Origin of the sequence: Rhizobacter terrae, from assembly GCF_003852895.1 — a bacterium.
In the GTDB taxonomy this organism is placed as follows: Bacteria; Pseudomonadota; Gammaproteobacteria; order Burkholderiales; family Burkholderiaceae_C; genus Albitalea; species Albitalea terrae.
Genome location: NZ_QUSW01000010.1, coordinates 37,132 through 55,672 on the forward strand (window position 1 = coordinate 37,132; position 18,541 = coordinate 55,672).

General features: G+C 65.9%; 15 protein-coding genes. 10 read left to right on the forward strand and 5 right to left on the reverse strand.

What is annotated here, in order from left to right; translation table 11 throughout:
• Positions 1-7: 7 nt before the first annotated feature.
• On the forward strand, positions 8-595 hold the full coding sequence (locus DZC73_RS26630) for a hypothetical protein (protein WP_124543428.1): 588 nt from the start codon (positions 8-10) through the stop codon (positions 593-595).
• A 12-nt stretch (positions 596-607) separates the two neighbouring features.
• The gene (locus tag DZC73_RS26635) at positions 608-1,300 is read left to right on the forward strand and encodes a glycoside hydrolase family 19 protein (RefSeq protein ID WP_124543429.1); all 693 of its coding nucleotides are present in this window, start codon (positions 608-610) and stop codon (positions 1,298-1,300) included.
• A gap of 25 nt (positions 1,301-1,325) precedes the next feature.
• Here DZC73_RS26635 and DZC73_RS26640 read toward each other — a convergent pair whose 3' ends face one another.
• From DZC73_RS26640 to DZC73_RS26660, 5 genes are all read right to left on the reverse strand, one after another.
• Complete coding sequence (locus DZC73_RS26640; RefSeq protein WP_124543430.1) at positions 1,326-1,598, reverse strand: hypothetical protein; 273 nt, start codon at positions 1,596-1,598, stop codon at positions 1,326-1,328.
• Positions 1,595-2,005: a hypothetical protein gene (locus DZC73_RS26645; RefSeq protein ID WP_124543431.1), complete on the reverse strand. Its 411-nt coding sequence runs from the start codon at positions 2,003-2,005 to the stop codon at positions 1,595-1,597. The genes DZC73_RS26640 and DZC73_RS26645 overlap by 4 nt, the downstream gene beginning before the upstream one ends.
• A 27-nt stretch (positions 2,006-2,032) precedes the next feature.
• A complete protein-coding gene (locus tag DZC73_RS26650) occupies positions 2,033-3,094 on the reverse strand; it encodes a hypothetical protein (RefSeq protein ID WP_124543432.1) in 1,062 nt (353 codons plus the stop codon).
• A 127-nt stretch (positions 3,095-3,221) separates the two neighbouring features.
• Positions 3,222-4,100 carry a peptidylprolyl isomerase gene (locus DZC73_RS26655; RefSeq protein ID WP_161974763.1) on the reverse strand — a complete coding sequence of 293 codons (879 nt, stop codon included), beginning with the start codon at positions 4,098-4,100 and terminating at the stop codon, positions 3,222-3,224.
• Between the two features lie 17 nt (positions 4,101-4,117).
• Positions 4,118-4,705, reverse strand: coding sequence for a CC0125/CC1285 family lipoprotein (locus DZC73_RS26660; protein ID WP_124543434.1), 588 nt, complete (start codon positions 4,703-4,705; stop codon positions 4,118-4,120).
• A gap of 244 nt (positions 4,706-4,949) precedes the next feature.
• Here DZC73_RS26660 and DZC73_RS26665 point away from each other — a divergent pair, with 244 nt between their 5' ends.
• The 8 genes from DZC73_RS26665 to DZC73_RS26700 all read left to right on the forward strand — a co-directional run bounded on the left by DZC73_RS26665 (position 4,950) and on the right by DZC73_RS26700 (position 18,531).
• Complete coding sequence (locus tag DZC73_RS26665; protein WP_198414990.1) at positions 4,950-6,440, forward strand: MBL fold metallo-hydrolase; 1,491 nt, start codon at positions 4,950-4,952, stop codon at positions 6,438-6,440.
• Between the two features lie 562 nt (positions 6,441-7,002).
• Positions 7,003-9,723, forward strand: coding sequence for a TonB-dependent receptor (locus DZC73_RS26670; protein ID WP_124543435.1), 2,721 nt, complete (start codon positions 7,003-7,005; stop codon positions 9,721-9,723).
• A 247-nt stretch (positions 9,724-9,970) separates the two neighbouring features.
• Complete coding sequence (locus DZC73_RS26675) at positions 9,971-12,271, forward strand: DUF1549 and DUF1553 domain-containing protein (RefSeq protein WP_124543436.1); 2,301 nt, start codon at positions 9,971-9,973, stop codon at positions 12,269-12,271.
• A 51-nt stretch (positions 12,272-12,322) separates the two neighbouring features.
• A complete protein-coding gene (locus DZC73_RS26680) occupies positions 12,323-13,780 on the forward strand; it encodes a DUF1501 domain-containing protein (RefSeq protein ID WP_124543437.1) in 1,458 nt (485 codons plus the stop codon).
• A 64-nt stretch (positions 13,781-13,844) separates the two neighbouring features.
• Positions 13,845-14,222 (forward strand): hypothetical protein, encoded by a 378-nt coding sequence (locus tag DZC73_RS26685; protein ID WP_124543438.1) that lies wholly within the window; start codon positions 13,845-13,847, stop codon positions 14,220-14,222.
• A gap of 162 nt (positions 14,223-14,384) precedes the next feature.
• Positions 14,385-15,860, forward strand: coding sequence for an SMP-30/gluconolactonase/LRE family protein (locus DZC73_RS26690; protein ID WP_235835302.1), 1,476 nt, complete (start codon positions 14,385-14,387; stop codon positions 15,858-15,860).
• Positions 15,861-15,973: 113 nt separating this feature from the next.
• The gene (gene ppk2, locus DZC73_RS26695; RefSeq protein ID WP_124543439.1) at positions 15,974-16,900 is read left to right on the forward strand and encodes a polyphosphate kinase 2; all 927 of its coding nucleotides are present in this window, start codon (positions 15,974-15,976) and stop codon (positions 16,898-16,900) included.
• Between the two features lie 11 nt (positions 16,901-16,911).
• Positions 16,912-18,531 carry an inorganic phosphate transporter gene (locus DZC73_RS26700; protein ID WP_124543440.1) on the forward strand — a complete coding sequence of 540 codons (1,620 nt, stop codon included), beginning with the start codon at positions 16,912-16,914 and terminating at the stop codon, positions 18,529-18,531.
• The last annotated feature ends 10 nt before the right edge of the window (positions 18,532-18,541 follow it).

Below are 18,541 nucleotides of genomic sequence, written 5' to 3' on the forward strand. Positions count from 1 at the left end.
ATTCTTCATGGCACGACCCATCAACATGGTCTTCTCGGCAGGCGTCACGCCCGAGCAGGCACTCAAGCGCGTGCAGGATGCCGCGTTCACGCTGTTTCGCTACCAGCTGGCGCCGTTCCGGCATGCGAAGCAGGACACCTTCGGCAACACCACGGTGGACCGCTGGGAGCAGGAAGGCCGGCGGGACACGGCCATCGACCTCACCAGCGATCGGGCGATGGGTGTGTCCTTCGTGAGCGTCATTGCGGGCGACGATGCGCATGCGCATGACGTGGCCACCAAGCTCAACGACATGCTCATGCTGCGGCCCGCGCAGGAGTTCATCGACATCGCGTTGCGCCAACCCGATGACCCGGCTGCCCTGGTGCGCGCGGCCCTCGCCGCCGAGCAGGAGCATGCCGGCCTGAAGGACGCCATCGCCCAGCGCCTGGGTGCCGCGGACGTGCCGGTGCGCGCAGCGGCTGCCAAGGCGGCGGCGCTGGTCACCTGGCCTTCGCTGCTGCCGGCCTTGCAGAAGGCCTTGGCGGGTGAGACCGATCCCACCTTGCACCGGTTCCTGGAGATCGCCGTCAAGAAGTGTGGCGGCAGCACATGAAGGAGACTCACCATGATCACGGACTCGCAGCTGCGGCAGGTGATGCCGCACTTGACGGTTGAGAAGGCGCAGCTGTATTTGCCGCATCTCAACAAGGTGATGGCCGACAGCGGCATCGGCAACATGCTGCGCACGGCGGCCTTCGTCGCCCAGCTCGCGCACGAATCCGGCGAGTTCAGGTTCATGGAGGAGATCTGGGGCCCCACCGACGCGCAGCGCCGCTACGAGCCGCCCTCGGACCTCGCCAAGCGGCTGGGCAACACGCAGCCGGGCGACGGCAAGCGCTTCAAGGGCCGCGGGCCCATCCAGATCACCGGCCGCTTCAACTACAAGAAGTACGGCGATCTTTTGGGTGTGGACCTGGTGGACCAGCCAGAACTCGCCGCCGACCCGCAATGGGCTTTCGCCACGGCCGGCTTGTTCTGGAAGAGCAACGGCCTGAACGAGCTGGCCGACAAGCCCGACTTCGTGGCCATCACCAAGCGCATCAACGGCGGCACCAACGGCCTGGCCGATCGACAGATGTATTACGAGCGGGCGAAGAAGGCACTGGCGGACAACTTCATCGCGGGCGACTTTTCAACGCCGAAGGCCGTGCCCGAGGCGGTGAGGATGCGCGGCGTGCCGCAGGTGGCGCAGCCGTTGGAGCGCGGGCACGAGGCGATAGCAGAAGACCACGCGAGTCAGAAGCATCCGCGCCAGTGACGCATGAGGCGTGCCCACAGCGGCATCAGGTGACCCGCATGAATTCATCACGAGGTGAATTGATCCAGACCTCCACATAGGGAGAAGGCAGGCTGACAACCAGCGGTGTGGGCATGAAGAACCTGGCTGATCCCTCGTGATAGAAGGGCGACGCCGCTGAATAGACGCGATACGACACCTGAGGGGGAGGGACCGAGTCGGCGTTCTGGGTCCAGACGTAGACAAACCCGAAGGGTGCAACGGTTTGGCAGATGCGGACCCATTGTTGCGATGGAACGAAAACCCATCCGGCGCTCATGACAGTCTCCCTGCGAATCCTTGTTGGTTCTTGAGTGCATCGATTGAAGATTGCGTCCGGGAGTTCTCTTCCAGTTTGCATCTCATCAAGGCGATGTAGATGCGACTGACCAACTCACCCTCGTTGCCAATCGGAAAGAAATGGGGTGACAGGAAGGTTTTCATGTCCTTGGTGCCGAACTCGTGGCCGCCACCGGAGAAGCGTCTGTTTTCCAGCAGTCCGAAAAGCTCTTGCACGCTGTTCACAGGGTAGGCGAGTTGGGCTGCACGGGCGCGTTTCAGCGCCGTTGCGCATATTCGCAATTCGGGTATGAGCCCAAGAACAAGATCGATCACATCGAAGTCGGACGGTTCGAACTTCAGTGACGAACCCGCGCCGTGCCATGCATTCCGTTCCATGTCGTTCATGTGGTGCGCTCCCGATGGATGCCGAGTTCAAAGCTTCATGATGTAGACCACGCGTGTGCTGGGAGGGTAGTTGGCCCTTTCATCCGTTGTGATCGAGACGGGATGGGTATGCCTGTAGGTGTGGTTGCCTTCGGATTCGAACTGGGCACCAGGCGCCCAGCCGTGTTTGGTGATGTCCATGCTGGCTGTCCCCGTGCCCGAGTGGCTGTGCCTGGCTTCTCCCATCTGCTCGCCGATCTTCTCTTCGGTATCTGTTCCGATGGCGTATCGATCGCGCAGGTCAGGAGTGCCTGCCGTGCCGTCGCACACATGGAATCCTCCGGGAATTCGTTGTCTTGAACCCCAGGCGAGAATGGCACCGCGAGGCAGCGCGGCCAACACTCGTTCAGTGTCCGAAGGTGGCGGCACCACGGCGGGGAGGTCGCGCGTGAAGGCACCCAGCTCCGTGTCGACGAACACGGAGATCGCCGAATCCTTCAGGCGCTCGCATTGCAGCGAATTGAAACTTGCGGTCAGGTACATCGGTGGCACGATCGAGCCCGTGCAGCGAACGGCACCCTTTGGCAAGAATCCGATGGACTTCACCTTGGGCCGCGAGTTGTTCTCGAACGCTTGGCTGTAGCGCATCGACACAGTGAAGACGTGCTGCGTCGGAGCGACCAGGAAGCTTGTTTCGAGCCCTTTGGTCTCGATCTTGCGGCATTGGTTGTATCCCGCAATCAAACTGGGATCGGCAGTCTTCTGGAAAGCCGATTCCTGAGACAAGTCGACCGTGAGGCGCGAGTTGTTTCCGCAAAACTTTTGCTGGTACATCTCCTGGAACGACTTTGCATCGGTAAAGCCGATTCCAACGGAGACGTCTTCAAATCCAAGGCTCAGGTTCGCCCCACTGTTCGACGAAGAGCCGCTTTGCTTCAACACTCCGCTGCACCAGGCCTGGTGCCACTTGTCGTAGCTGTATTTGCTGGAGGAGTTGTTGAAGACGTTGAACACCCCGTCGCGCAACAACAAGTCGCATCCTTGTGCATGGACGCCAAATGGTGCCAATGCCAAAAGGATGTTCGCGGCTGTTCTGAAGAAGGATGGCATCTGAAGGCTTTCAAAAAGATGGCCTTCAGTTTGCCCCTCGAGTTTTCATGACGCGTCCCCAACAAGTAGGACGCGCCCACTCACGGCAGCGGCTGCACCTTGGTGCGCAGCCGTCGTGCCCTGGGTGCTACCGCTTGCCTTCGTCCGCCCGTTTGCGCAGCGATTGCGCGATGCGGTCCTTCACCTGCTCGAAGGGCGGGTAGACCTTGGGCCGCGCCTGCGTCACCTCGATGACGTGCCAGCCGAATCGCGTCCACACCGGCGCGTCGACCATGCCGCGCGGCGCCAGCTTGAGCATCGCTTCTGCGAAGGGCGGTGCGAAGTAGGCCGGCACGTTCCAGCCGAGATCGCCGCCGGCCGAACGCGTGGGTGTGTCGGTGGACACGTCCTTGGCCACGACCTCGAAGGACTCGCCCTTGCGGATGCGGTCGAGCGCGGCCTGGGCGTCTTCCTTCTTCGGGACGAGGATGTGGCGGACCTTGTATTCCACACGGCCGCCCACCTTCACCCAGTCGTCGTATTCCTTGCGCACCTGCTCGTCGGTGACGACGATGCCCTGTGCGGAGATCAAGAGCGGCACCTGCGGCGCAATGTGGTACGTCGGCTTTCCCTGGGCGGGGAAGGTCAGCGTCATCACGTAGGGCATGCGGTAGCCGCATTGCTTCAGCGTCCACAGCTCCTGCACGACGCGTGAGCCGTCGGGCCGCGCGGTGCTGTCGCTGCCGGGCTTTGGCGCGGCGGTGACGGATTCGATCTCCGGGCAGTTGGCGCGTTCGTTGGCTTCGGACTGGATGCGGCGCAGCAGGGTCAGCCGCTGGTCGTCATTGGCGACGCTGCCGTCGAACTTGATGCCGAAGAGATCGGAGGGCATCGAAAACGCCCCGGTGCGCAGGTAGAAGTCGCGCCACGGATCGGGTGCGGCATCGGCGGATTCCGCGGCCAGGGCCTGCGCGCCCAGGCCTGCGGCGAGGGCGCAGCCCAGCAGGGCATGAAGCGGTGCGGTCATGGTGTTTCTGGTCATGGTCACAGCGTCCCACTGAAGCCCGTGGCGGGCGTGGCCTTGCGCAGCACCACGGCGTTGCGGAAGATCTCGTCGCGCGACGGCGGCGCGACCTTGCCGTCGGACTTGATGTAGGCGTCCAGCTGATCGATGATGGCCTGCGCCCTGAACGCGACCGTGTTCTCCGGCAGCGGGTCGCCCATCATCGAGACCACGGCGTTGGTGTGCCAGGTGGTGATCGTCGAGCCCGGGATGTAGATGGGTACGTAGCTCGCGCCCTTGGTGGGCATGAGGCGGGTCTCGTCGCCGCCCTCGCGCAGGGCGAGGATCTGGTCCTCGATCTGCCGCGCGCTGGATGTCTTGCCCGGCGAACGCTCCAGCGCGAAGTAGGCGTAGCCCTTTTCCTTCGTGAGTTCGGCGCAGCGGTAGATCCAGAAGTTCCAGACCCGGTCCTGGCTGGAATTGCCGTTGCCGTCGAAGCGCACCAGGTAGTGCGAATCGTCGATGCGGGTGTCGCTGTAGCCGCCGAACAGCGTGTTCTTGCCGTACGGCGATGCGCAAGACGTGACAAGCAGGGCCGCGGTGATTGCAGCCCAGAAGCGTTGCTTCATGTTTCCCCCTCCAGAGAAGGGCCGCAGCGTACCAGATGCCCGACGCTGGCCGGAACGCAGCAAGCCGCTGGGTTCCTGGCCGATGTCCTGCTGATTGCGCAGCAAGGCTCAGTGGATTCGAGGCGAAACAGGCCTCTTCGACAGGCACGCGATTTGCGCTTGCGCGGCAGGCAGCGGCATTCGTCGGCTGTGCTGAACCACCGCTTCAATTCAAGACCATTGCGAACCCATCCGGAGGGACCCCATGACATCGATCCACACCACCCGACACTTCAAGGCCCTGGCAGCGTCCGGCGCGGCCGCCATGCTCGTTGCCTGCAGCACCGCCGGCAGTTCGTCCGAGCCAGTCTCGCTCGACCAGGCCAGCCAGGCGCTCAAGGTGTCGCAGACGCAGGCCCTGCACATCGAGGCCACGGGCCGCTGGTTCCAGTTCGGCCAGGCCCCGGCGCCCGGCCTGCCGTGGCCGGCTTTCGATGTCAGCCGCTACAGCGCCGATATCGACTACGCCGCGCCGGCCGCCCGCGTGCAGATCACCCGCCAACAAGTCATCGAAGCCGGCCGCGAGAGGCCCGCGCCGGCTGACCAGTCGGTGGACCAATACGTGGCGGGCACGCAGGCCTGGAACCGCGGGACCGCTGCAGCCACCACGCAGCCGGCCGCGCTGGCCGAACGACGCGCCGAGATCTGGTCGACACCCCAGGGCTTCGTGAAGGCCGCGCAGGCCCACCAGGCTAGGACGCGCGCCACCGGCGACGGCACGGAAGTCTCGTTCGACGTGGATGCCAAGACGCACTACGTGGGCTGGCTCAACGCACGCGGCGAGGTCTCGCGCGTGCAGACCTGGGTGGACACGCCGGTGCTCGGCGACACGCTGGTGGAGACGCGCTTCGAGGCCTACCAGGACTTCGGCGGCGTGCCGTTCCCGTCGCGCATCGTGCGAAGCCAGGGCGGGCATCCGGTGCTGGAGCTGAAGGTGGCGCAGGTGCAGGCGGCACTCGGCGCAGGCACCAGCCTGGCCGTGCCGGCTGAAGTGGCCAGCGCCAGACCTGCGTCCGTGACCGTGTCATCCAGCAAGCTGGCCGATGGCGTGTACTACCTCACCGGCGGCACGCACCACAGCGTGCTGATCGAGCAGCGCGACCACCTGGTGATCGTCGAGGCGCCGTTGAACGAGGAGCGCTCGCTCGCCGTCATCGCCAAGGCGCGCGAACGGGCACCAGGCAAGCCCATCAAGTACCTGGTGAACACCCATGCCCACTTCGACCATTCCGGGGGCCTGCGCACCTTTGCCGATGCGGGTGCCACGATCGTGACGAACGCGGCCAACCGGCCCTTCTACGAGCAGGCCTGGGCCGCTCCGCGCAGCATCAACCCCGACCAGCTTGCACTGTCGCGCAAGACGCCACGCTTCGAGACTTTCACCGGCAAGCATGTGCTGAGCGATGGCCAACGCACGATCGAGATCCACGACATCGCCGGCAACGGCCACAACGATGCGTTCTCGCTGGTGTACCTGCCGGCCGAGAAGGTGCTGGTGGAAGCCGACGCCTACACCCCGCCGGCGGCCAATGCGCCTGCACCGACTTCCCGCAACCCGTACACCACCAATCTCTACCAGAACGTGCTCCGACTCAAGCTGGACGTGACGCAGATCGCGGCGCTGCATGGGCCGCGGGTGGTGAACCTGGCGGAGTTGCGGTCGGCGGCGGAGGTGGCGAATACGGCGCTGCGCTGATTGCTGTCTTTCGCCTCTGTTGGGTGGGGCCGCGGCAGGCGGCATGGGCCAGGGGCTGCGGCTGTGGCGGTCGGCCTGCGGCCGACTGCGCTGTGCTGCTCGCACCGAGGGGTGTGCCGCAGAACTCGCTACGCGCCCCTGCGGTGCGCTGCGCTCAAACAGCCGCGGCAAGCGGGTGGGCTGGCTGGGGCGCGGAGTGAGTTCTGCGCCGGACCACAAGCCCGAGCACCGCAGCGGAGTCGGCCAACGGCCGACCGCTTCCGCCGCGCGCCCCAGCCAGCCCACCCACGCCTTTGCCCACCCCGCCAGATGCGAAAGGCAGCACCCCCAAACCCCACCCGCTGCCCATTCAGCAATCCGATTGCTTCCCCTGCCACACCCCTGGCAACCCGCCTCAAAGACAAGAGCAAGCAAACGCACAACCCGCAGCATCCCAGTTGCATGCCAAGCAACTTCAAGCCCGCGCCTGGCCGATTCCCCGCAAATTGAAACGCCTCGCGAAGTGGCATGAACTCTGCGATGGGCCCAGTGGACGCCGCCACGCGACCACCGGATCCATTCCATGCATGCTTCGCAGACCACCCGCCGTACTGGCCTAGACCATTCGGCCAGACATTCCGCTCCATTCGCCGTGTCGCCGCTGGCGGCCTTGACGTCCATCCTCGGGTTGTTCGCATGTGCTGCTGCCCAGGCACAGGAAGCGGCGACACCGCCTGCCGCCGCTGCAAGCGCTGCAGAGGCGCCCGCCCTCGATGCCGTCGTCGTGCGCAGCCGCAACCGCATCGAGAAAGTCCAGGACGTGCCCATCTCGGTGTCTGTCATCTCTGGCAAGGAACTGGACCGCGAGCTGGCCTACGACATCGGTGGCATCACCAAGCGTGCGGCCAACGTCGTGCGCAACCTGGGCAACTCCCGTACCTTCAGCCTGTCCGTGCGCGGCGTGGGCAAGGTGTCGCAGACCGAGGCGCAGGACACCAGCGTGGGCGTCATCCTCGACGGCGTGAACCTCGCCTATGCGCCGCTTGCGAGCTTCGACTTCTTCGACGTCGATTCGGTGGAAGTGGCGCGCGGGCCGCAGGGTACGCTGCTCGGCAAGAACAGCACCATGGGCGTGGTCGTGATCAACACCCGCAAGCCCTCGTTCGTGCCCGATGCGCACTGGGCCGTCACGCTGGGACAGCGGCACACGGTGATCAGCCAGTTTGCCGGCGGCGGGCCGGCCATCGACGACCTGCTCGCCTGGCGCGGCTCCGTCACGGTGAACAAAGGGGCCGGCGCCTTCTCGAACACCTACAACCCCGACCAGAGCTTCTACGACCGCGACCGCGTGTCGGGACGCCTGCAGTTCCTGCTGACGCCGACGCCCGACCTGAGTGCCAGGCTCAGCATCGACATCCAGCCCAAGGCCGGCGAGTCCTACAACGGCGAAGTCATCCGCACCGAGCTGCCCGCGGCATTCACCAATACCGGTGCCTCCACCATCAACTCCACCAGCGACATCCGCGCCAAGCTTGCACGCCGCTGGTTCACGCAAGCCGGAGGCTTCGACTACGACCGCGACTACCTCAACAACCCCAACGTCAGCCTCGACAACCAGCGTCCGCTGATGACCGCCACCAACGGCGCCTCGCTGGAGGTGAAGTGGGACCTCGGCAGCCACGAGCTGACCTCCGTCACCGCCATTCGCGACTACCACTTCCATGCGCGCAACGACGAAGGCACGCCCTTCGACATCAGCAAGAACGGTGGCGGCAAGGTGGATGCGTACAAGCAGCAGAGCCAGGAGCTGCGCATCGCCAGCAAGCCGGGCGGCACGCTGGACTACCAGGCCGGCGTGCTGCTCTTCCGGAACACCGTGGACTTCGGACAGCTGGGCTGGAACAGCGGCTGGGGCGCCGATGCGGGCGCGTGGTTCGCCACCAAGCTGCAGTACGACACCCTGGACACCGACCCGGCTGGCCGGCTGCTGATGGAGAACTCGCTCAAGAGCCTCAACAAGGGCCAGGCGCAGTGGATCGTGAACAAGAGCGTGGCAGTGTTCGGGCAGGCTGACTGGCACATCGACCCGAAGGCCACGCTCACCGCCGGCCTGCGGCTCACGCGCGAGGACCGCAGCAACAAGGCGAACTCCACCATCGTGGACAACGGCTTTGGCGGCTTCGGGCTGAATCCGTTCTCCGTGGCCTACGGCGTCGCAGGCACTGCCACGGCCGGCACGGTGAACACCGGTGGCTTCGACAGCGTGGCCTTCAGCCAGGCCAACGTCACCAACGGCACCGCGGGCAACCTCACCGCCGCCGCGCTCGCCGATCCGGCGCAGGTGGCGCTCGCAAACTCGGTGGCGAGCCAGTACTTCGGCGTCTCCACCTACGCCGCGCTCACATCGGCGCAGAAGGCGCAGGTCGCCGCGGCCAAGGCGATCCGCGCGACGCAGCTGGGCACGCTGTGGCCGCTCATCGAGGCCGAACGCTTTCGCAAGACGCAGCCGGGCTTCGTGCTCAGCCCCAGCTACAAGTTCACGCCCGACCACACCGGCTACGTGACGCTGCAGTACGGCGAGAAAGGCGGCGTGTCGCAGATCGTGAACGGCGTGTCGCGCCTGGCCGATCCGGAGAAGGTCACGTCCTTCGAGGTGGGGCTCAAGTCGGCGTGGCTGAACAAGAGCTTGTTCCTCAACACGGACGTGTTCTTCACCAACGTGAAGGGCTACCAGCAGGCCGTGGCCCTGCCGGACCCCCTGAACCCGTCGGTGACCGCCGCATACACCGGCAACGCGGAGAAGGTGCGTATCCGCGGCCTTGAAGTCGACGGCTCCTACACCGGGCTGCGCAACACGGTCGTGCGCTTCTCGGGCGCCTATACCGATGCGGTCTACAAGCAGTTCCTGTACTCACCGGTGCCGACCGACTACCAGGCGGGCACGGGCATCCCGGCCTACCGCGACGTGTCCGGCCAAACCCTCACCGGTGCCTCGCGCTACACGTTCAACATCGGACCCGAAGTCCGCCTGCCGATCCGCGGCGACAAGGTGTTCCACACCAGTGTCAACGCCGCATTCGCCAGCGGCAACAACACCGACAACGCGCTGTCGGGCTACGGCTGGGTGAAGAAGCACTGGCTGGTGGATGCCTCGGTGGGACTGGCGCGGGCAGATGGCAAGTTCGACATCAGCGTGGTGGCCAAGAACCTGTTCAACGACAAGACGCCACAGGCCGTGACCTGGAACAGCATCACGCCGGCAGACCCGCGCTGGATCGGCCTGCAGGTGGCCGGCAAGCTGTGATGCGCGGCGCCGCTGGTTCGTTTCACGCAGGGGCGGCGGGTGCGGTTGCTGCACTCGCACCAGCCGGTGCCGCGAATCGGCGGCATTCCGTTGCATTTGCAGTGGTTCCGGCTGGCGCGCCGCTTGCAATCCAAGGCCGGCGCATCGCCTGTCCACCATCGACTTCCGTGGCGGCGGCCATGTTGGCGGCGATGCCGCATCCCCACACAACCCACAGGGACCCTTTCATCGAGTCAGGAGTCATGGCATGAACAACAAGCTCTTGCAGTTCGCCGCCGCAGCCGCACTCGCGGCCTTCGCGACGGCCGTCACCACCGCCGCGGACGTCAAGCCCGTGGCGTGGTCGCCCTACCAGCCGGTGCAGCAGCCCCAGGTACCGGCGGTGAAGCAGCAGCAATGGGTGCGCTCGCCCATCGATGCCTTCGTGCTGGCCAAGCTGGAAACGGCGAATCTCAAGCCTTCGCCCGAGGCGGACCGCGCGGCCTACATCCGGCGCGCCACGCTGGACGCCTGGGGCATCCTGCCCACGCCCGAGGAAGTGAAGGCCTTCGTCAACGACAAGTCGCCCGATGCGCATGAGCGCCTGGTGGACCGGTTGCTGGCCTCCCACCACTTCGGCGAGCGGCAGGCACGCCGCTGGCTGGACCTGGCGCGCTATGCCGACAGCGCCGGCTTCCAGGGCGACCAGACGCGGCCGAACAACTACCTCTACCGCGACTACGTCATCAACGCCTTCAACAAGGACAAGCCCTTCAACCTCTTCATCAAGGAACAGATCGCGGGCGACGAGTTGTTTCCCGACAGCGAGGAGGCGAAGATCGCGACCGGCTTCATCGCGGGCTACCCGGACAACAACAACTCGCGCGACCTGGTGCAGCGCAAGTACCAGATCGAGACCGACGTGACCGACCTGGTCGGCGAGTCGCTGCTGGGCGCGACCATCGGCTGCGCGCGTTGCCACAACCACAAGGCGGACAAGGTGAGCCAGAAGGAGTACTTCCAGCTCCAGGCCTACTTCGCCAACCTGGCCTTCGACGAGAAGGCGCCGCTCAAGACGAAGCAGACCGACGCCGAGTACGAGAAGGCGCAGGCCGCCTACCGTGAAGCCACCAAGGCCATCCGCGACCGGCAGCGCGAGCTGCTGAAGACCGTGATGGACAAAGGCATCAAGTACCAGAAGGAGCGCTACCTCACCGACAGCCGCGAGGCGCTGTTCAAGCCGGAATCGGAGTGGACGCCGCTGGACCGCTGGGTGAACTGGCGGCACAAGAGCGTGAGCACCGACCAGGCCGCGGCGTCGGCCTACCTCAAGCTGTCCGCTGAAGAGAAGGACAGCGCCGAGTACGACCCGGCCAACGTCGAGCGCTGGAAGGAATACCAGCAGCTCACGGCAGAGCTGAAGAAGTTCGACAAGCTCAAGCCGAAGAACGAGGGCGTGACCAACAACTTCACCACCGCGACCGAGCTCGGCCACGCGGACGCGCCGCCCACCTTCATCCGCTTCGGCGGCGTTCATGAGAAGCCCACGGAGGAAGTGCAGCCCGCGATTCCCGCCCTGTGGGTGGCCGGCGAGCAGCCGAAGATCGTGCCCACCGCCACCTCATCGGGCCGCCGCACGGCGCTGGTGAACTGGCTGGCCAATGACCGCAACCCGCTCACGCCGCGCGTGTACGTGAATCGTGTCTGGGCCCAGTACTTCGACAAGGGCATCGTCAGCACGGTGCAGGACTTCGGCCGCGCCGGCGCCAAGCCCACCCACCCCGAACTGCTGGACCACCTGGCCGCGAACTTCGTGAAGAACGGCTGGAGCGTGAAGAAGCTGCACCGCGAGATCCTGCTGTCGGCCACCTACCGGCAATCGTCCGACGAGCGCCCCGACGTGCTCAAGGCCGACCCGGACAACAAGCTGCTCGCGGTGTACCCGCGCAAGCGCCTGGAGGCCGAAGAAATCCGCGACTCGCTGCTATACGCGTCGGGCCAGCTGGTGGACAAGGTGGGCGGTCCCGCGGTGTTCCCGCCGGTGCCCAAGAACCTGGGCGCGGGCGACCTGTGGCAGGAAGCGAAGAACGAAGAGGATGCACGCCGTCGCAGCATCTACACCTTCGTTCGCCGCAGCGTGCCGTACCCGCTGACCGTGAGCTTCGACCCGGCCAACCCGGCGCAGCCGCACCAGAAGCGCGACGTCACCACCACGCCCTTGCAGGCGCTGACCCTGTTCAACAGCGATGTCGTGTTCGGCTGGTCGCAAGCCCTGGCAGGCCGCGTGATCAACGAGGCCGGCAAGGATGAATCGGCCCAGCTCGACCGGCTCTACGAAGTGCTGTTCTCGCGCACCCCGACCAAGTCCGAAAAGACGGCGCTCAAGGCCTTCCTCAACCAGCAGCAGAAGGTCATCGAGCACAAGGTGGCAGAGAAGCCAGGCCGGTTCGAGGTGGCCGTGCCCACCGGCCTCAAGCCGGATGCCCAGATCAATCCGCTGCGGGCCGCTGCCTTCGTGGACCTCGTCCACACCGTGGCCAATTCCAACGACTTCGCCTATCGCTTCTGACATCGCTTCTGACGCGCCCGCGTCCAACCACACTTCATCGAGGACACCACCATGTGCTTCCATCCGAATTCACGCCGTGACTTCCTGGCCCGCTCCGGGCTCGCGCTCGGCGGCGCCGCGCTGACCGGCGTCATCCCCGGCCTGGGTTTGTCGTCGGCCTTCGCCGCCGACCTCATCGACCCGCTGGCCTCGCGCCAGCCGCACTTCCCGGCCAAGGTGAAGTCGGTGATCTGGCTGCATCAGAACGGCGCCCCCAGCACGCTGGACCTGTACGACTACAAGCCCGAGCTCGTGCGCCTGGCCGGGCAGGACGTGCCGGCGTCCTTCCTCAAGGGCATCAAGACCAGCACGCAAGGCGGCGTGGGCAAGCTCTACGTCTCCAACAAGCGCAGCTTCAAGCAGTACGGCGAGAGCGGTGCGTGGTTCTCCAACCTGCTGCCCAACCTGGCCGGGCATGCGGACAAGATGACCTTCATCAAGTCCAGCGTGACCATCGGCGCCACGCACGACATCTCCATCCTCAAGCTCAACACCGGCGACCTGAACCCCGGCCGTCCGTCGCTGGGCGCATGGATCACCTACGCGCTGGGCTCGGCCAACCCGGACCTGCCGCCTTACGTCGTGCTCTACAACGGCGACCGCGAGCCGACCGCCGGTTCACAGAACTGGAACTCCGGCTTCCTGCCGGCGGTGTACCAGGGCGTGGCCTTCCGCCCAGGCAACTCGCCCATCCTCTACCTCGACCGGCCCGACGTGCGCGGTGCCAACCAGCAGAGCGCGCAGCTGGAGCTGCTCAAGCGGCTGAACAACATCGGCGTCTCGCGCTACCCCAACGACAGCGAGCTGAAGGCGCGCGTGAAGTCCTACGAACTGGCCGAGCGCATGCAGGCGGCCGCGCCCAAGGCGGTGGACCTCAGCCGCGAGACCGATGCGACCAAGGCGCTGTACGGCATCGACGATCCGACCAGCCGCAGCTACGGCGAAGTGCTGCTGCGGGCACGCCGACTGGTGGAGCAGGGCGTGCGCTTCATCCAGGTCGTGTCGGGCTACCCGGACGGCGTGACCGACAACGACCGCCGCAGCTGGGATGCGCACAGCGACCTCGACGAGAACCACGGCCTCATGGCGAAGATGGTGGACAAGCCCATCGCCGGCCTGCTGGCCGACCTGAAGTCACGCGGCCTGCTGGACTCGACGCTGGTGGTGTGGGCCTCGGAGTTCTCGCGCACCTCGTACGGCCAGAGCGGCAACGGCCGCGACCACAACCCCTGGGGCTACACGCAGTGGATGGCGGGCGGCGGCCTGAAGGCCGGCTTCACCTATGGCGAGACCGATGACATCGGCCTGCAGGTGGCCGACAAGGACAAGGCGGTGGACACCTACGACCTTCACGCCACCGTGCTGCAGCTGCTGGGCCTGGACCACCTGAAGACGACCTTCCTCAACAACGGCCGGTCGGAGCGGCCGACGGTGGTGTACGGCAAGGTGATCAAGGACATCCTCGCCTGAGCTGGCGACGGACGATCTCTCGGTGGACTTTCGGCGCGCGATGACTCGCGCGCCCTTTTCATTCATGCGAAAGCTTCTCTTCTTCCTGACCCTTGCCGCGGTGTTCGCCACGGCCCAGGCCGCGGTGGCCGAACTCGGCATGGACATCATGCAGACCATCAAGGACCTCAACAAGAGCCTGTCGTCCAACATCGCCTTGCGCGACACGAAGGCGACGCTGGCCGATGCGAAGGAACTCGACGAGCTGTTCTCCAAGGTGGAGGCGCATTTCACCGAACGTGGTGACGCAGCCAACGCTGTGGACCTCTCGCGCAAGAGCCGCACGCTGGCGCAGAGCATCATCAAGTCGGTGGGCGGCAGCGACTTCGACTCGGCGACGAATGCGGCGACGGATCTGTCGCGCACCTGCCGGACCTGCCACACGTTCTACAAGAAGGAATGAGCATGCCAAGTCGGATGGCAGCCAGCTTGATGGCTGCCGGACATCGGCTGCTGCATTTTCAGCAGAAGGTCTTGCTGTTTGCGTAAAGTGCAGCGGTTCCCTTGCCATCCACCCTGGCGCGACAGTTGCTCTTGCCACCGCACGATTCACGAGGAGAACTGCATGAGCATCACAAAGCACATGGCCGCGGCCATGCTGCTGGGCATCACCACCACGTTGCCGGCCATGGCCGCGCTGAAGGAAGGCGACACAGCGCCAGACTTCAATGCGCAGGCTTCGCTGGCCGGCAAGGCCTTCCAGTACTCGCTGAAAGATGCGCTGAAGAAGGGGCCGGTGGTCGTCTACTTCTATCCGTCGGCCTACACCGGCGGATGCAACATCCAGGCGCACACCTTCGCGGTGAATGCCGACAAGTTCGCCCAGGCGGGCGCATCCATCATCGGCGTGTCGCTGGACAGCATCAAGCGGCTGAACGACTTCTCGGCCGACCCCGAGTATTGCGCCGGCAAGATTCCCGTGGCCTCGGACGCGGACGGAAAGATCGCCAAGTCCTACGACCTCGCCGTGACCGAGACGCCGGCCGGCCGCAAGGACACGCGCGGGCAGGAGATCGACCATGGACGCACCGAGCGCACGACCTTCATCGTGACGCCGGACGGCAAGGTCGCCACGACCGTGGGCGGCATCGCGCCGGATGAGAACGTCAAGCAGGCCCTGGACGTGGTGCAGAAGCTGGCTTCAACCCGCACGCCCTCCGTCCCGGGCGTCGTCACCGAAGGCACGCCCATCGAGCTCATCAAGGAGGGCTTCAACGGCACCGAAGGCCCGGTCACGCTGCCCGACGGCAGCCTCATCTTCACCGAGACGCAGGCCAACCGCATCACGCGGATCGCGCCGGACGGCAGCACCTCGACCTTCCTGGAGAACAGCAACGGCTCCAACGGCCTGGGCTTCACGCCCAACGGTGACCTGTATGCGGTGCAGGTGCAGAACACGCGGGTGGGCATCGTCTACCCGGCGGGGCACGCGAAGACGCTGGCCGACAACTATGAAGGCCTGCCCTTCGGCCGGCCCAACGACCTGGTGGTGGCCAAGGACGGCACGGTGTACTTCACCGATTCCGGCGCGAACCGGCCGGCAAACGCCGCGTCCGCGCCGCCGCCCGCACCCACGGCCAAGCCGGCGGTGTACCGCATCACCAAGGCCGGCCAGCTGCAGCGGCTGGATGCCACCATCACGCGGCCCAACGGCATCCAGCTGAGCCCGGACGAGAAGGTGCTGTACGTGGCCAACACCGCGGGCGAGCATGTGCTGGCCTATGACATCGGTGCGGACGGCACGCTGGGTCCGCGCCGCGACTTCGCCAAGCTCGCGGGCTTCAAGCAGACGGAGAACGGTCCGAGCAGCGGCGCGGATGGCCTGGCGATCGACACCCTCGGGCGCGTGTACGTCGCGACGAGCGTGGGCATCCAGGTGTTCACGCCCGAGGGCACGGCCCTGGGCACCATTGCGTTGCCCAAGGCCCCGCAGAACCTGGCCTTTGCCGGGGCGGACAAGCGCACGCTGTACGTGGTGGGCCGCGGCGCGGCGTACCGCATCGCGACGCTGACGCCTGGCGTGCTGACCCGCGCGAAGTAAAGCGGCACCGGGCGAATCGAAGGCGTGAACCTCGCCCGGCCAGGGCGAGGTGTCACACAACCGACATCACCCACCCATAGGCTGGATCGCTTTCATTCCCTGCGGTCCGGCCCATGGAACAACTCGACGACGACCTCGTCCAGCGCCTGCACGAAGAGCTGCGCGACAGCTACGACGAAGAGCTGGAACTGGAGCTGGAAGACCGCAGCGTCGATGCGCTGGCCGGACTGGCCGCCGGCAAGCTCGCGCCGTCCAGCAGCGAAGAGCGGGCCGCGCGCCGGCAGTACTTCAGCGAGCTGTTCCGCCTGCAGGGCGAGCTGGTGAAGCTGCAGGACTGGGTGGTCAGCACGCGCCACAAGGCGGTCATCCTCTTCGAGGGCCGCGATGCCGCCGGCAAGGGCGGCGTCATCAAGCGCATCACCCAGCGCCTGAACCCGCGCGTGTGCCGCGTGGCGGCGCTGCCCGCGCCCAACGACCGCGAGCGCACGCAGTGGTACTTCCAGCGCTACGTGGCGCACCTGCCCGCCGCCGGCGAGATCGTGCTGTTCGACCGCAGCTGGTACAACCGCGCCGGCGTCGAACGGGTGATGGGCTTTTGCACCGACGACCAGTACGAGGAGTTCTTCCGCTCCACGCCGGAGTTCGAGCGCATGCTGGTGCGCTCGGGCATCCAGGTGATCAAGTACTGGTTCTCCATCACCGACGACGAGCAGCGCCTGCGCTTCATGAGTCGCATCCACGATCCGCTCAAGCAGTGGAAGCTCAGCCCCATGGACCTGGAGTCGCGCCGCCGATGGGAGGACTACACCCGGGCCAAGGAAGTGATGCTGGAGCGCACCCACATCACCGAGGCGCCATGGTGGGTGGTCGAGGCGGACGACAAGAAGAAGGCACGGCTGAACTGCATCCACCACCTGCTCGGCCAGATGCCTTACCAGGAGGTCGATCACCCGGCTATCGAGCTTCCGCCCCGCGAGCGCCACGACGACTATTCGCGCCGGCCGGTGCCGCGCGAGCTGCTCGTTCCTCAGGTTTACTGACTGGAGTTCCCATGGATCAAGTCCTGCCCGCGTCGATGGCGGCGCCGTCGCCTGCCGCTTCTTCGCGCCCCCGCCTCGACCACCAGCCAGGGCCCGTCACGGCCATCATCTTCATCGGCGCGCTGGCGCTGGGGCTGCTGTTCACCGGCTACAGCCTGGTGTCCGACGTCAACCAGGCGGGCGCACAGACGACCACCTACGTGCCCTACATCCTGCTGGGGGTGGCGCTGCTGATTGCGCTCGGCTTCGAGTTCGTCAACGGTTTCCACGACACCGCCAACGCGGTGGCCACCGTCATCTACACGCACTCGCTGCCGCCGAGCGTTGCGGTCGTGTGGTCGGGTCTGTTCAACTTCATCGGCGTGCTGGTGTCCAGCGGCGCGGTGGCCTTCGGCATCATCTCCTTGCTGCCGGTGGAGCTGATCCTGCAGGTCGGTTCGGGCGCGGGCTTCGCAATGGTGTTCGCGCTGCTCATCGCGGCCATCGTGTGGAACCTCGGTACCTGGTGGCTGGGGCTGCCGGCGTCGTCGTCGCACACGCTCATCGGATCCATCATCGGCGTGGGCATCGCCAATGCCTTGATGCATGGGCGCGACGGCACCTCGGGGGTGGACTGGGCCCAGACCACGAAGGTGGGCTACTCGCTGCTGCTGTCGCCCCTGGTGGGGTTTTGCTGCGCGGCGCTGCTGCTGTTGGCGCTGCGGGCCTTCGTCAAGAACCGCGCGCTGTACGACGAGCCCAAGGGCAACGAGCCGCCGCCGTTGTGGATCCGCTTCCTGCTCATCGTGACCTGCACCGGTGTGTCCTTCGCCCACGGCTCCAACGACGGCCAGAAGGGCATGGGGTTGATCATGCTGATCCTCGTGGGCACCGTGCCCATGGCCTATGCGCTCAACCGCGCGATGCCGGTGGACCAGATGACGCAGTTCGTGGCGGTGGCGCAGGTCACGCAGCAATCGCTGGTGAAGGCGGCGCCCGGTGCTGCGCCGGCCGATCCGCGCAAGACGATCTCCGAGTACGTGCGCACCAAGGCGCTGACGCCCGAGGTGGTGCCCGCGCTGGCGGCGTTGGCCGGCGGCATCGGGGAGCAGGTCAGGTCGCACGGCTCGCTCGCCCGCGTGCCGGCGGAAGCGGTGGCCAACGTTCGCAACGACATGTACCTCACGTCGGAGGCCATCCGCTTCATCGAGAAAGACAGGGCGGTCAGCTTCGATGCGGACACCAAAGCCAACCTCAAGGCCTTCAAGAAGCAGATCGACGATGCCACCAAGTTCATTCCGCTGTGGGTGAAGGTGGCGGTGGCCATCGCGCTCGGGCTGGGCACGATGGTGGGCTGGAAACGCATCGTCGTGACGGTGGGCGAGAAGATCGGCAAGTCGCACCTCACCTATGCGCAAGGCGCGTCGGCCGAAGTCGTGGCCATGCTCACCATCGGCGCGGCCGACATGTATGGCCTGCCGGTGTCCACCACGCACGTGCTGTCGTCGGGCGTGGCCGGCACCATGGCGGCCAACCGCTCGGGATTGCAGATGTCGACCATCCGCAACCTGCTGATGGCCTGGGTGCTGACCCTGCCGGCGGCGATCCTGCTGTCGGGTGGGTTGTACTGGCTGTTCAGGCAGCTGTTCTGAGCGAGGGCCG

Coding starts and splice junctions, on each gene's coding strand:
- DZC73_RS26630 (WP_124543428.1), top strand. CDS start 8: ATGGCACGACCCATCAACATGGTCTTCTCGGCAGGCGTCACGCCCGAG.
- DZC73_RS26635 (WP_124543429.1), top strand. CDS start 608: ATGATCACGGACTCGCAGCTGCGGCAGGTGATGCCGCACTTGACGGTT.
- DZC73_RS26640 (WP_124543430.1), bottom strand. CDS start 1,598: ATGAGCGCCGGATGGGTTTTCGTTCCATCGCAACAATGGGTCCGCATC.
- DZC73_RS26645 (WP_124543431.1), bottom strand. CDS start 2,005: ATGAACGACATGGAACGGAATGCATGGCACGGCGCGGGTTCGTCACTG.
- DZC73_RS26650 (WP_124543432.1), bottom strand. CDS start 3,094: ATGCCATCCTTCTTCAGAACAGCCGCGAACATCCTTTTGGCATTGGCA.
- DZC73_RS26655 (WP_161974763.1), bottom strand. CDS start 4,100: ATGACCGCACCGCTTCATGCCCTGCTGGGCTGCGCCCTCGCCGCAGGC.
- DZC73_RS26660 (WP_124543434.1), bottom strand. CDS start 4,705: ATGAAGCAACGCTTCTGGGCTGCAATCACCGCGGCCCTGCTTGTCACG.
- DZC73_RS26665 (WP_198414990.1), top strand. CDS start 4,950: ATGACATCGATCCACACCACCCGACACTTCAAGGCCCTGGCAGCGTCC.
- DZC73_RS26670 (WP_124543435.1), top strand. CDS start 7,003: ATGCATGCTTCGCAGACCACCCGCCGTACTGGCCTAGACCATTCGGCC.
- DZC73_RS26675 (WP_124543436.1), top strand. CDS start 9,971: ATGAACAACAAGCTCTTGCAGTTCGCCGCCGCAGCCGCACTCGCGGCC.
- DZC73_RS26680 (WP_124543437.1), top strand. CDS start 12,323: ATGTGCTTCCATCCGAATTCACGCCGTGACTTCCTGGCCCGCTCCGGG.
- DZC73_RS26685 (WP_124543438.1), top strand. CDS start 13,845: ATGCGAAAGCTTCTCTTCTTCCTGACCCTTGCCGCGGTGTTCGCCACG.
- DZC73_RS26690 (WP_235835302.1), top strand. CDS start 14,385: ATGAGCATCACAAAGCACATGGCCGCGGCCATGCTGCTGGGCATCACC.
- ppk2 (WP_124543439.1), top strand. CDS start 15,974: ATGGAACAACTCGACGACGACCTCGTCCAGCGCCTGCACGAAGAGCTG.
- DZC73_RS26700 (WP_124543440.1), top strand. CDS start 16,912: ATGGATCAAGTCCTGCCCGCGTCGATGGCGGCGCCGTCGCCTGCCGCT.